This window comes from Janthinobacterium sp. GL_088, from assembly GCF_057837845.1.
Genome location: NZ_CM174453.1, coordinates 2,349,774 through 2,363,691 on the forward strand (window position 1 = coordinate 2,349,774; position 13,918 = coordinate 2,363,691).

Annotated in this window: 10 protein-coding genes; 9 read left to right on the forward strand and 1 reads right to left on the reverse strand. The window is 61.8% G+C overall.

Annotated elements, in window-relative coordinates; all coding sequences use genetic code 11:
• Window positions 1-27 precede the first annotated feature (27 nt).
• Window positions 28-2,421: a chitinase C-terminal domain-containing protein gene (locus tag AC3IQ7_RS10790; protein WP_489209471.1), complete on the forward strand. Its 2,394-nt coding sequence runs from the start codon at window positions 28-30 to the stop codon at window positions 2,419-2,421.
• A 72-nt stretch (window positions 2,422-2,493) separates the two neighbouring features.
• Here the strand turns inward: AC3IQ7_RS10790 and AC3IQ7_RS10795 are convergent, their stop codons facing one another.
• Window positions 2,494-3,762 carry a maltoporin gene (locus AC3IQ7_RS10795; RefSeq protein WP_322428068.1) on the reverse strand — a complete coding sequence of 423 codons (1,269 nt, stop codon included), beginning with the start codon at window positions 3,760-3,762 and terminating at the stop codon, window positions 2,494-2,496.
• A 309-nt stretch (window positions 3,763-4,071) separates the two neighbouring features.
• Here AC3IQ7_RS10795 and AC3IQ7_RS10800 point away from each other — a divergent pair, with 309 nt between their 5' ends.
• The 8 genes from AC3IQ7_RS10800 (at window position 4,072) to AC3IQ7_RS10835 (ending at window position 13,911) form a co-directional block, all read left to right on the forward strand.
• The gene (locus AC3IQ7_RS10800) at window positions 4,072-5,382 is read left to right on the forward strand and encodes an ABC transporter substrate-binding protein (RefSeq protein WP_489209473.1); all 1,311 of its coding nucleotides are present in this window, start codon (window positions 4,072-4,074) and stop codon (window positions 5,380-5,382) included.
• Window positions 5,383-5,506: 124 nt separating this feature from the next.
• Window positions 5,507-6,367 (forward strand): carbohydrate ABC transporter permease, encoded by an 861-nt coding sequence (locus tag AC3IQ7_RS10805; RefSeq protein ID WP_322428069.1) that lies wholly within the window; start codon window positions 5,507-5,509, stop codon window positions 6,365-6,367.
• Window positions 6,368-6,377: 10 nt separating this feature from the next.
• Complete coding sequence (locus tag AC3IQ7_RS10810; protein ID WP_099380584.1) at window positions 6,378-7,196, forward strand: carbohydrate ABC transporter permease; 819 nt, start codon at window positions 6,378-6,380, stop codon at window positions 7,194-7,196.
• A 147-nt stretch (window positions 7,197-7,343) separates the two neighbouring features.
• The gene (locus tag AC3IQ7_RS10815; RefSeq protein ID WP_099380585.1) at window positions 7,344-8,393 is read left to right on the forward strand and encodes an ABC transporter ATP-binding protein; all 1,050 of its coding nucleotides are present in this window, start codon (window positions 7,344-7,346) and stop codon (window positions 8,391-8,393) included.
• On the forward strand, window positions 8,393-9,868 hold the full coding sequence (locus AC3IQ7_RS10820; protein ID WP_489209476.1) for a mannitol dehydrogenase family protein: 1,476 nt from the start codon (window positions 8,393-8,395) through the stop codon (window positions 9,866-9,868). Before AC3IQ7_RS10815 ends, AC3IQ7_RS10820 begins: the two co-directional genes overlap by 1 nt.
• Window positions 9,869-9,883: 15 nt before the next feature.
• Complete coding sequence (locus AC3IQ7_RS10825; RefSeq protein WP_099380586.1) at window positions 9,884-10,801, forward strand: helix-turn-helix domain-containing protein; 918 nt, start codon at window positions 9,884-9,886, stop codon at window positions 10,799-10,801.
• Between the two features lie 55 nt (window positions 10,802-10,856).
• Complete coding sequence (locus AC3IQ7_RS10830) at window positions 10,857-11,783, forward strand: helix-turn-helix domain-containing protein (RefSeq protein WP_099380587.1); 927 nt, start codon at window positions 10,857-10,859, stop codon at window positions 11,781-11,783.
• A gap of 73 nt (window positions 11,784-11,856) precedes the next feature.
• Window positions 11,857-13,911: an esterase-like activity of phytase family protein gene (locus tag AC3IQ7_RS10835; protein WP_489209479.1), complete on the forward strand. Its 2,055-nt coding sequence runs from the start codon at window positions 11,857-11,859 to the stop codon at window positions 13,909-13,911.
• The last annotated feature ends 7 nt before the right edge of the window (window positions 13,912-13,918 follow it).

A 13,918-nucleotide genomic window follows, 5' to 3' on the forward strand; every position in this document is an offset into this window, starting at 1 on the left:
TAAAACCATAACGGAGACCAATACAACATGAAATCGAATGCATTATTGATGGCCCTGCTCAGCGGCGTGCTCGTCGCTTGCGGAGGCGGCGGCCAGGAAGGCACGACCGCCACGCCAAACACCTTGCTCGCCGCCGTCGAAGCGTGCGCCGTATGGGATGCCGCCACCGTCTACACGGGCGGCCAGTGCGTGCTGTACCAGGGCGTCACCTACAAGGCCAAGTGGTGGACGCAGGGCAATGTCCCCAGCGCCACCGACCAGTGGGGCCCATGGGCCGTGACGGATACCCCGACGCCGACACCAACGCCAACGCCAACGCCGACACCGACGCCGACACCAACGCCGACGCCAACGCCAACCCCAACCCCAACCCCGACGCCGACGCCGACGCCGACGCCGACACCAACACCAACGCCAACCCCAACGCCAACCCCAACCCCGACCCCCACGGCTTGCCGCCCGGACGGCTTGATCTCGGCCGTGCCGAATGTGCCGTACTGCAAGGTGTACGATACGAATGGCCGCGAAGTGCTGAGCAATGGCTTGAACCGGCGCATCGTCGGCTATTTCGCCAGCTGGCGCACGGGCGTCGACGGCAGCCCGACTTACCTCGTGAATAACCTGCCGTGGGACAAGATTACCCACCTGAACTATGCGTTCGCCTCCGTCGATCCCGCCACGTCGAAAATCGCCATCGGCAGCGGCGCGGCCAATCCCGATACGGGCCTCACATGGCCGAACGTGCCGGCCGCCGCCATGGACCCGTCGCTGCCGTACAAGGGCCACTTCAACTTGCTGTCGCAATACAAGAAGAAGTATCCGGGCGTGAAACTGATGATTTCCGTGGGCGGCTGGGCCGGCAGCGGCGGCTTCTATACGGCCACGACGAACGCGGATGGCAGCATCAACACGGCCGGCATCAACACCCTGGCCGATTCCATGGTGGCCTTCGTGCGCCAGTACAACTTCTTCGATGGTGTCGATGTCGATTACGAACATCCGACCACCAACAATGAAGCGGGCAATCCGAACGATTTCGCCGTCTCGAAGCCGCGCCTGGCCGGCCTGATGACGAGCTACAACGTGCTGCTGAAAGTGCTACGCCAGAAGCTCGACGAAGCGGCCGTGCAGGACAATAAATACTATCTGCTGACCATCGCCGGTTCCGCCTCGGGCTGGGTCTTGCGTGGCGAAGAAAACATGTCGGGATTGAAATATCTCGATTACGCCAGCCTGATGAGCTATGACTTGCATGGCGCTTGGAACCAGTATGTGGGACCGAACGCGGCGCTGTTTGACGATGGCAATGATGGCGAATTGCGCGCCGGTAACGCCTACCAGTTCCAGAACATCGGCTACCTGAACACGGACTGGGCCTACCGCTACTACCGTGGCGCCATGCAGGCGGGACGCATCAATATCGGCGTGCCGTTCTACACGCGGGGCTGGAAGGATGTGACGGGCGGCACGAACGGCCTGTGGGGCACGACGCCACTGATCAGTTCCACTGTCACCTGCGCCGGCACCAAGACCTGCGGCACGGGCGCCACTGGCATCGACAACGTCTGGTATGACCTGGACTCGCAGGGCAAACCCACGCCGGGCGGTGGCAACCCCATCTGGCATGCGCTGAACTTGCAGAACGGCATCGTTCCAAGCTACCTCGATGCGTATAAAGTCACGGACAAGGCGCTGGTGGGCAGCTATGTGCCGTATTACAGCAGTACCATGGTGGCGCCGTGGCTGTGGAATGCGACCAAGAAAGTGTTCATTTCCACGGAAACCACGCAATCGATCGCGGCCAAGGCCCAGTACATCGTCAACAACAATATCGGCGGCGTGATGATCTGGGAAATGGCGGGCGACTATGCCTGGGATGCCACGCGCAACAGCGGCAAGGGCGAGTACTTCATGGGTACCACCCTGACGGACGTGCTGTACCAGGCTTTCCGCACGGCTGGCGTGTATGGCAACAAGCGCGCCGAAATCGCCATGCCGGGCACGGCGGCCAACGTCAGCATCACCCTGGGCGGATGGAAGCTGGGCGACAACAACTTCCCCATCAATCCCGTGATGACGGTGAAGAACAACACCACGTCGACCCTGCCGGGCGGCACCGTGGTGGAGTTCGACTATCCCGTGTCGGCACCGTCGGACATGAGCGACCAGTCCGGCTTCGGCTTGACGGTGATCAATGCCGGCTACACGGGGCCGAACAATATCGGCGGCTTTACGAAGAACTACAACCGTGCCCGCTTTGCGATTCCCGCCTGGCAATCGCTGGCGCCGGGCGGCTCCGTGGCGCTGACCCTGAACTACCGCTTGCCGATCTCGGGACCGGCCAACTACACGGTCACCGTGGGCGGCACCAAGTATGCGTTGACGCAGGAGTATCCGGAACTGCCGGTGGCGCTGCCGTAAATTGGTGATGCCGTAAAGTAAAAGGGCGGAACCGAGGTTCCGCCCTTTTTTAGTTTTTACCGCTGATTCCGTTTAGAACCAGGTTTCTACCTGGAAACCATACGAGGTGCCGCTGGTATTGTTGTTGTAGATCGGGCCGCCGTTGTTCGACGCATTGACCGAGGCGGTGGCCGCATCGTTCCATTTGCCGTAGGTGACGAAAGCGCGCAGTTCAGGACGCGACCACAGGCCAGGGCCGGCCGAGATCGTCGGGGCGATGGTCAGCTTGGTCAAGCGCTTGGCCGGCAGGCCGCCCGCTTGCGTCACGCGGTCCGTGCCCAGTTCGCCCACCAGCTTGAAGTTGTCGGTGAATGCATACACGGGACGCACGCCGACCGAGGTCCAGGTCGAGGAACCGTTGGCGTTCGACTCGTCTTTTTGCCACAGGGCGACGAATTCCATGCCGAAGTTGGCCATCGGCTGGATCGCCATGTCATTGAAGATACGCGTGCGTTTCACGTCCGAACCCAAACCGGTGTCGCCCGAGGCGCCGAACTGCGCGCCCTTGCCCGTACCAGGACCGACGCCGTACTGCACGCCGAAGGTATTGCCGCCGCCAAACACTTTACCTTGACGGTGGAAGGCCGACAACTGCCAGCCATTATTGCGCTTGCCAGTGATGACGTCATCCTTACCTTCGCCGATGATGTAGGTCGCGGCCAGGTCCAGCGTGCCGTTTTCATTGACGGGAATCTCGCCGTAGATGAAGTTCTGGCGCACGGCCGATTTGGTGTTGACGCCGCCGTTCGGCAACGGGACCTTGACGTCGCTGTCCTTGAAGAAGGCGTACGAGAATTTACCCGGTCCTGCTGGAATGCGGTCCAGGCCGGCGCCCGTGCCGTTCATGTTGATGTACTGCAAGTCCAGCATGTGGATGTCAGGACGGTAGTAGAAGCGCTTACCGATCCAGGCCGTGCCGCCGTTCAGGAAATCGAGTCCCTGCGCTTCCACATAGGCCTTGACGATGCCCAGTTTGTTGTCGCCGAAATCCGAGTTTGGCGCGTAGGCGTTGACCCAGATGGTGGCCAGGTAGTTCACGCCGCCGGACTTGGCGACGGACTTGGTGTAGCCGAATTCCGTGTAGGCGTCGCACTCATTGCCCAGACGGTATTTCATGGTGTTGCCACCCAGGCCGAAGCAGCCTTGCGAACCGCCACCGCCCGACGTATTGCTGCCGGCGCCAGCGCGCAGGTAGCCGTGGAAGCCTTCGGCGTCGGATGGGTACATGGGGTCGGCAAGGGCGGAAGCGCTGGCGATGGCCAGGAGCAGGGCAGGTAAGGTTTTCAATGCAGTGCGGTTCATGCGGTCTCCAGAAGAATGTAGGTGGTAGCGGTGGCGCCCCGGGGGACGGTCACCGCACACGGTCTAATGCCGAAAACCAAGTCTAGCAGCGCTTTTTTAACCACCCTGATACAAAACGTGCAAGTGCTGATACTTTCTTTCAGAGTGTTGTTTTTGCTGCATATCGATACTCTCGCGCATAGCAAACTTGCAAAAGAGTATCGAATTGCGGTTTTGGAGTATCAGAAAGTATCAAAGTCCGGTGCTACATTGTGGTCGTGGTGCCAAGTAACCGGGCATTGCCAACGACAAAAACACTGGAGACACACAATGAAACGTTCCGCCATTGCCGCGCTGTGCGCCGGCGCCTTCTGCTTCGCCTCGTCCGCCTTCGCCGCAACCGACCTCGTCATCGCCACCGTCAACAACGGCCACATGATCGAAATGCAAAAGCTCAGCAAGTTCTTCGAGCAAGCCAATCCCGACATCAAGCTCAAATGGGTGACCCTGGAAGAGGGCGTCTTGCGCCAGCGCATGACCACGGACATCGCCACCAAGGGCGGCCAGTTCGACGTGATGACCATCGGCCTGTATGAAACGCCCATCTGGGGCAAGAAAAACTGGTTGATTCCCATCAAGCCGGACGCCAAATATGATATCGACGACTTGCTGCCCGCCATCCGCGAGGGGCTGTCCGGCGACGGTAAGCTGTACGCGTCACCGTTCTATGGCGAAAGCTCGATGATCATGTACCGCAGCGACCTGGTGAAAAAGGCGGGCGTGACGATCGAGGACCGTCCATCCTGGAACCAGTTGCGCGACGTGGCGGCCAAGCTGCACGATCCTGCCAACGGCGTGTACGGCATCTGCCTGCGCGGCAAGCCGGGCTGGGGCGACAACATGGCGCTCATCACCACCATGGCCAATTCCTATGGCGGCCAGTTGTTCGACATGAAATGGAAGCCGCAATTTATCAGCAAGCCGTGGAAAGACGCGGTCAACATGTATGTCGACCTGATGAAGAAATACGGCCCGCCGGGCGCGGCTGCCAACAGCTTCAATGAAAACCTGGCATTGTTCAACCAGGGCAAGTGCGGCATCTGGATCGACGCGACGATCGCCGCTTCCTTCATCACCGATCCCAAGCAAAGCAAGGTGGCCGACAAGGTGGCGTTCGCCCAGTCGCCCGTGGGCGTGACGGAGCGGGGCGCCAACTGGTTGTGGATCTGGTCGCTGGCCATTCCAGCAAGCTCGAAGCACCCGAATGAAGCGCAACGCTTCATCAACTGGGCCACCTCGCCCGACTACGTGAAACTGGTTGCCAAGGAAACCAGCTGGGCCAACGTGCCGACCGGCACGCGCAAGTCGACGTATGCCAGCCCCGAGTTCCAGAAAGTGGCGAAATTTGCCGCCGCGGAAGGCAAGGCCCTGGCCACCACGCGCGCCGTGCAAAGCACCTTGCCGCCATCGCCGTACGTGGGCGTGCAATTCGCGTCCATCCCCGAATTCCAGGTGATCGGCGTGGCCGCCGGCCAGCAGATGGCGGCAGCGCTGCTGGGCAAGGTGACGGTGGACCAGGCGCTGGAGTTGTCGCAGCAGACGGCGGAGAGGGAGATGCGTAAAGGCGGGTATTACAAATAGCACGTATGCCGGTTAATAACTGGCATTGCTATTAATCCACTAGCTGAAAAGCCGGGGTCTGACCCGCCGGGTCTGACCCCAGATTTCTGCCGGCGATTGTTTCCCCTTGCCCCAAGAGAACATTATGAAACGCATTATCCCCCGGACTTTGCTGACGCCGGCCGTGGTCGCCGTCTCCGTCATTTCCATCATCCCGCTGCTGATTACCCTGTATTACTCGTTCGTGCGCTATTCCATGCTCGATCCGAGCGGCCATCCTTTCCATGGCCTGGCCAATTTTCACTTTTTCTTTACGGACGCCTCTTTCCTGCCGGCCTTGCAGAACACGTTTACCCTGCTGTTTTCCGTCATGCTGATCACGGTGGTGCTGGGCACGGCACTGGGCTTGCTGATCAATGAAGCGTTTCCGGGACGCGCCATCGTGCGCGTGCTCTTGATCTCGCCCTTCCTCGTCATGCCGGCCGTGAATGCCCTGATGTGGAAGAACATGCTGCTCAACCCGATCTACGGCCTGTTCGCGCAGATCAGCATCTTCTTTGGCGCCACGCCCGTCGACTGGCTGTCGGCCCACCCGCTGTTTTCCATCATCATGATGGTCTCGTGGCAATGGCTGCCGTTCGCCTGCCTGATCTTCATGACGGCCCTGCAATCGATGGACCGGGAACAGCTGGAAGCGGCGCGCATGGATGGCGCCACGTATCTGCAGCAGTTGCGCTACCTCTACATTCCCCACCTGGGCCGCGCCGTCTCGGTGGTGCTGATGATCGAGATGATCTTTTTGCTGTCGATCTTTGCGGAAATTTTTACCACCACGGGAGGGGGGCCAGGTTTCGACACGACCACCATCACCTTCATGATTTATCAGCAGGCACTGCTGTCCTATGACGTGGGAGCGGCCTCGGCCGGTGCCCTGTTCGCCGTGCTCATCGCCAACATCGCCGCCTTCTTCCTGATGCGCGTCATCGGCAAGAATCTGTCGAAATAAGGAGACCTTGATGCATAGCAAACTCAATTTGTATGGCCGCACGACCGCCGCCTGGCTGTTCGCGCTGCTGCTGTTCTTTCCCATCTTCTGGCTCGGTCTGATGGCCTTCAAGACGGAAGGGCAAGCCATTTCCACGCCGCCGCTGCTGTTTTTCACGCCCACGCTCGACAGCTTCCGCGAAGTGCTGGCGCGCGACAATTACTTCGGCTACGCGTGGAATTCGCTGTTTACCAGCGTGCTCTCGACGGCCATCGGCCTGTTGATCGCCATCCCGGCCGCGTATTCGATGGCCTTCTTTCCCACGGGAGGCACCATCGGCTTGCTGAAATTCATGCTCAGCTCGCGCTACATGCCCGGCGTGGGCGCCCTGATGCCGATCTATATCTGTTACCAGTACTTCGGCCTGCTCGACACGCGCATCGGCCTGACCATCATGTTCATGCTGATGAACCTGCCCATCATGATCTGGCTGCTGTACACGAGCATGAAGGAGTTGCCGCGCGAAATCCTCGAGGCGTCGCGCATGGATGGCGCCACCGTGTGGGATGAATTCCGCCACGTCGTGCTGCCCCTGTCCGTGGGCGGCATCGCTTCCACGGCTCTCGTGTGCATGGTGTGGTCGTGGAATGAATCGTTCTGGTCGCTGAACCTGGGCGCCTCCAACGCGGGCACCCTGGCCTGGCTCATCGCCTCGTATTCCAGCCCGGAAGGCCTGTTCTGGGCCAAATTGTCGGCCGCTTCCCTGATGGCCATCGCGCCCATCATGGCGCTGGGCTGGTTCTGCCAGAAGCAGTTAGTGCAGGGGATGACTTTCGGCGCAGTCAAGTAAATGATGCCTCCATAAACCTACTGCGCGGCCCAATTTCGGCTCTCCGTTGCTCACTGTGCATCCGCACAGCTCCGCTACTCAAACCGAACTTGAACCGCTCGCTACGGTTTCTGAAAGCATCGAAAACAAATCAGAAATGAGACAATCATGGCTTACCTTCAACTGAGCAATATCGAGAAATTCTTTGGCGAGCACCGCGCCATCAAGGGCATCGACCTGGAGATCAAACAGGGCGAGTTCGTCGTCTTCGTGGGGCCGTCCGGCTGCGGCAAATCCACCTTGCTGCGCCTGATCGCGGGCCTGGAGCCTATCGACGGCGGCAAGCTGTCTCTCGACGGGCGCGACATCACCAGCGTGCCGTCATCGAAGCGCGACCTGGCGATGGTGTTCCAGTCATATGCGCTGTACCCGCACATGACGGTGTTCCAGAACATGTCGTTCGCCTTGAAACTGGCGGGCGTCGATCCGGCCATCATCCGCGAGAAAGTCGACAAGGCGGCCGCCATCCTCGACCTTGGGCGTTACCTGGAACGCACGCCCAAAGAATTGTCGGGCGGGCAGCGCCAGCGCGTGGCCATCGGCCGCGCCATCGTGCGCGACCCGAAAGTATTCCTGTTCGATGAACCGCTGTCGAACCTCGATGCGGCACTGCGCGTGCAGACGCGCATCGAGATCGCCAAGCTGCACCGCGAACTGGGCGCCACCACGATTTATGTGACCCACGACCAGGTCGAAGCGATGACCCTGGCCGATCGCGTCGTGGTGCTGCGCGACGGGCAGATCGAGCAGCATGGCTCGCCATTGGAACTGTATGACCGTCCCGCCAACCGTTTCGTCGCGCAATTCATCGGCACGCCCAGCATGAACGTGGTACCGGCCGACGCGGCGCCGCAACTGCTGGCGCAGGCGGGCAGCGCGGCGCAGGCGGACGGCTTTGTCGGCATCCGCCCCGAACACGTGCACCTGGGCGCGGCGCAGCCGGGCAGCGTGCCCGTCACCGTCGACCTGGTGGAATCGCTGGGCGTGGAGACCCTGACCTATGTGCGCTTGCCGAACAATGTGCAGGTAGTCTCGCGCGGCGCGGAGCGCAGCAGCCTGCAGCCGGGCCAGCAGACGCATTTGACGTTCGAGCCGGGTTTCGTCCATTATTTTGACCGCGCCGGCAAGACCTACGCGGCGGCGAAAGGAGCGCTGTAATGGAAGCGATCGCATTGAACCAGGCGAATCTGGCGCAGCTGCCAGCCCAGGTGGCCGTGCCCGCGTATGCGCGCGGCGTGCTCGTGCCCAGCATCGTGCATATCGGCGTGGGCGGCTTTTTCCGCGCCCACCAGGCCGTGTACCTCGACGATTTGCTGGCCTTGCCCGGCAACGCAGAATGGGGATACTGCGGCGTGGGCCTGCTGGCGCATGACGCGGCCATGCGCGACGCCATGCGGGCGCAGGATGGCTTGTACACGGTGGTCGAGCGCAGCGCGGCCGGCGATACGGCGCGCATCATCGGCTGCATCGGCGAATATCTATATGCGCCCGACGACCCGCAAGCCGTGCTGGATAAGCTGGCCGACCCTGGCACGCGCATCGTCGCGCTGACCATCACCGAGGGGGGCTATTATGTGAACCAGGGCACGGGCGAGTTTGACGCGACTCACCCCGACATCGTGCATGAACTTGCGCATCCAGATGCGCCGCGCTGTTCGTTCGGCTACCTGGCTGCCGCCCTGGCCCTGCGCCATCGGCGGGGTTTGGCACCGTTCACCATCATGTCCTGCGATAACCTGCAAAACAATGGCGACGTGACGCGCAAGATGCTGCTGGCTTTTGTCGCCCTGCGCGACGCAGAACTGGCGCGCTGGCTGGCCACGCATGGCAGCTTTCCCAACAGCATGGTCGACCGCATCACGCCGGCCACCACGGATGAACACCGGGCGCTGGTGCGCGACAGCTTTGGCATCATCGACGCCTGGCCCGTCGTGTGCGAGCCGTTTCGCCAGTGGGTCATCGAAGACGAATTTCCTCAGGGACGGCCAGCCTGGGAAAAGGTGGGTGCGCAGATGACGCACGACGTGCTGCCGTATGAAAAGATGAAGCTGCGCTTGCTCAATGCCAGCCACCAGGCCCTGTGCTACATCGGCATGCAGCTCGGTTATACGTTTGCGCATGAAGCGATGGAAGATCCTGGCATCCGTCTGCTCGTGCGGCGCATGATGGATGATGAAGTGACGCCCTTGCTGGACGAAGTGGAGGGCATAGCCCTGGACAGCTACAAAGACACCCTGATCGAGCGCTTCTCGAATCCGGCCGTGCGCGACCAGCTGGCGCGCATCGGCACGGAAGGCTCGGCGCGCATCCCGAAATTCGTGCTGCCTTCCGTGCGCGAAGCGCTGGCCCGGGGTGGCGCCATCCAGTTGCTGGCGTTTACCGTGGCGTGCTGGTTCCGCTACCTGGAAGGCCATGACGAAGCGGGGCGCGAGATGCCCCTGAACGATCCGTATGCGGCGCGCCTGCGCGCGCTGGCGCTGCAGGGCGGGCCGGACGCTTCAGCGCTGCTGTCCCTGCGCGAGCTGTTCGGCGACCTCTCCGACACACCAGCGTTCACGCAGGCGGTGAGCGATGCGCTGGCCAGCCTGTATGGGCTGGGCGCGCGCGCGGCGCTGGAACAGATCGTCGCCTGACGGAGAGAGCGCGCCATGCCACGCAAAGCCGATGTCTCGCTGCCGCAGATGGAGCTGGAACAGCAGCGCGACGCCACGCCCGGCTTCGAGCCGAAAGGCAGTTTCGGTTTCATCCGCTACCTTGAGCACGGCTTTCCGAATGCGCTGGTGCGCTGGCATTACCACGACGAGTACGAACTGCACCTGATCGTCGAGAGCAGCGGCAAGGTCTTCGTTGGCGACTACATCGGCCAGTTCGCGCCTGGCCACCTGGTGCTGACGGGACCGCGCGTGCCGCACAACTGGGTCTCGCTTGGCACGCCGCCGGAAGGCGTGGCCCTGCGCGACATGGTGATCCAGTTTTCACATGCGCCGCTGGCCTCGATGGCTGCCGCCATTCCCGAATTGAAGGATATTTTCCCGCTGCTGCAGCGCGCCTTGCACGGCGTGGAATTCTTTGGCGTCAGCGAACAGTCGCTGCGGCGCTTCCAGCGCATCCGCGACAGCAGCGGCCTGCCGCGCCTGATCGAATTTTTGAGCCTGCTGGGCGAACTGGCGCAGACCAGCGATTACCAGCTGTTGTCGACGGTGCCCATGCAGTCGAGCGACGACGACGTGGCCCTGGCGCGCATCAGTTCCGCCATCAACTTCATCGTGCACAATTACAGCAGCCAGTTTTCGCTGAAACAGCTGGCCGAACAGGTGGAGATGCCCGAGCGGACGTTTTCACGCTTCTTTCGCAGCGCCACGGGCAACAGCTTCACGGACTTCGTCAATCGCCTGCGCATCAACAAGGCGTGCCAGTTGCTGATGGAAACGGAGCGCTACGTCAGCAACATCTGCTACGAGGCGGGTTTTAACAATGTGGCCAATTTCAACCGGCGCTTCCTGGAACTGAAGGGCATGACGCCGAAGGAGTTTCGCCAGCAGGCGCTGGGCCGTTTTGGCGAGTGAGGCTTTTTGAGGTACATTGGATGGCACAGGCGGGGACAGCCTGAGAGAGACGAGCATGGAACACCTATGGCAGAAGGACAGCGAGCGCAAAGCGCCCGAACTGGAACGCGAAAGCTACGATGGCATCATCAATTACCTGGAACACGGCTATCCCAGCTCGCGCGTGCGTTGGCACTGCCATGAAGAATATGAGCTGCACCTGATCGTCGCCACCAGTGGACGATTGTTCGTGGGCGACTATATCGGCGAATTCTCGCCCGGCCACCTGGTGCTGACGGGCCCGCGCCTGCCGCACAACTGGATTTCCAACGTGATGCCGGAAGGCGGCGTGGCCCTGCGCGACATGATCGTGCAATTCGCCCACGCGCCGTTGACGGGCGCCGCGCGCGTCATCCCCGAATTGCGCGAACTGCTGCCGCTGCTGGAACGCTCCAGCTATGGCGTGGAGTTTTTCGACATGGGCCACGAGGCCGAGCAGCACCTGGCGCGCATCCGCGCCACGCATGGCGCCGAGCGCTTCGCCGAATTCGTGCAACTGATGAGCAAACTGGCGCGCACGGCCAATTATCGCTTGCTGTCGAGTGCTTCCCTGCGTTCGTACGACGATGACGCCACCCTGGCCAAGGTCAATTCCGTCCTCAACTACATCACGGACAATTACCGCGAGCCGATTTCGGCGGAAATGCTGGCCGAGCAGGTGGGCATGTCGCTGAGTAAATTCTCGCGCTTCTTCCGCAAGGCGACGGGTAACAGTTTTACTGATTTCATCAGCCGTTTGCGCATCAACAAGGCGTGCCAGCTGCTGATGGACACGGATCAATACGTGTCGAACGTCTGCTACGACGTGGGCTTCCAGAACGTGGCCAATTTCAACCGCCGCTTCCTGCAGGTGAAGGGCGTCACGCCCAAGGAATTCCGGCGCCAGGCCGATGGCCGCTTTGGCGGCATCGGCGGACCCGTGGCGGATATGCCACAGGCTTGAGGACTGTCATGGGCTTGTCACGTTGACTGGTTATGCTCCACGGCTAAATCCACCCACCTTAGCCGAGGAATGCATGAATACTGCCGTAACGTCGATCCCGAAACTGACCCTGTTGGCCATCGCCGCCGGCCTGACCCTGGCCGCTTGCGGCGGCAGCGACAATACGCCGGCGGAGCCTTCCAAGCCCGTGGCGCAAACGGGCGTGTTCCTCGACGGCGCGGTGGAAGGGCTCGATTACGTGGCAGGCAGCGCCGCCAAGGCCAGTACCAATGCCAAGGGCGAATTCCTTTGCAACCCGGGCGACACGGTGGCCTTCAGCGTGGGCGGCCTGGCCCTGGGCTCGGCGCCATGCGGCGCCATCGTCACGCCGCTGGCGCTGGCCGCTAGCACGAACGTGGCGGATGACAAGGTCATCAACCGCCTGCTGGCGCTGCAACTGCTCGACGACGACAGCGATCCGTCGAACGGTATCAGGCTGACGGCCGAAGTGAAGGCGGCGCTGGCCGGCAAGACCCTGGACTTTACCGCCGCCCCGGCCGCCTTCAACACGGCCCTGGCCGCACATTTGACTGCGGTGGGCGCGAAATTCGCCGGCCGCACGGTCGATGCGGAGCGCCGCGCCCTCGTGCGCGAGCATTTCGAAGATACGCTGGCCTCCAAGGCGGGTGCGCCCGTCAATGAAGCGCTGACGCAAGCCAATCCCGTGGGCGAAGTGAAAGTGACGGTGACGCGCTACCAGATCCAGGCGGCCGATAAATTCTACGTGCCGTACGAAGGCGCGAACGCCAAGATCAAGGGCGAATTCCCGAACGGCTTCCTGCCGTCGTACGGCTCCGGCCTGGCTTACAAGGGCAAGAATGCGGCAGGCGACCTGGAATTCTATGGCTTGACGGATCGCGGCCCGAACGGCGACGGCCCGCTGGTGCCCGATCCCTCGGGCAAGGGCACCATCGGCAGCAAGATCTTCCCGTCGCCCAGTTTTACCCCATCGTTCGGCGTGCTCACGGTGGGTAAGAACGGCGCCGTCCTGAGTTCGTCGACACCGATCAAGGTATCGGCCACCGTCAACAGCTCAGGCTTGCCCGTGCCAGTGGGCGCCGTCGGCAATTCGGCCGAGATTCCCGTCATGGATGCGATGAAGTTCGATGCAGCCGGCAAGGCCGTCTTCAATGCGGGCGGCCTCGATTCGGAAGCCATCGTCGTCGATGCGAAGCGCAATGCGCTGTGGGTGTCCGACGAATACGGCCCTTTCATTGTCAAGATTGATGCCGCCACGGGCATCATCCAGGCCAAGTACGAGCCGGGCAAGGGCTTGCCTGCGCTGTTCGCCAAGCGCCGCGCGAACCGCGGCATGGAAGGCATGACTTTAGATGCGAGCAACGACAAGCTGTACGCCTTCCTGCAAAGCCCCCTGTCTGACGGCACGGCACCCTATTCGGTGACGAAGAAGAATGAACAGGTCGAGCGCTTCGCCCGCTTCACGCGCTGGATCGAATTCGACCCGACGACGGGTACCAGCGGCAAGATGTATGCGTATCCGCTCAATGCCGCCGACTACCAGGACGGCCGCACGGGCAACGCCAAGTTGGGCGACATGGTGGCGCTGGGCGGGGGCAAATTCCTCGTCATCGAGCAGGGCGCAGCGCCGTCGGGCAAGGTCTTCAACAAGCTGATGCTGGTGGAACTGAAGGGCGCCACGGACATCGCGGCCGCCGCCTTCAACGCGACGACGTCGGACCTGGAAAAAAGCAGCATGGGCGGCGTGGCCGTCAATGGCGCCGACTGGGCCGCCGTCACGCCGCTGAAGAAAACGCTGCTGCTGGATTTGAACGCCATCGGCTGGGCGGCGGAAAAGGCGGAAGGCCTGACCCTGATCGACGACTCCACGATCGCGCTGGCCAATGACAACGACTTTGGCCTGAAAACCAAGATCTTTGACGCAAATGGCGTGGAAGTGGCGGATGCCGACGTGACCAAGTGCACGGTCGACGCGAACGGCGCCATCGTCACGAGCAGCGCTGCCGGCTGCAACGCGGCCAACACCATCCGCGTGGCGCGCGGCGACGACCGCGAGCGTCCAAGCCGCTTGTGGATCGTGAAGTTCGCCAAGGCGCTCACTGCGTATTGATGCAGTT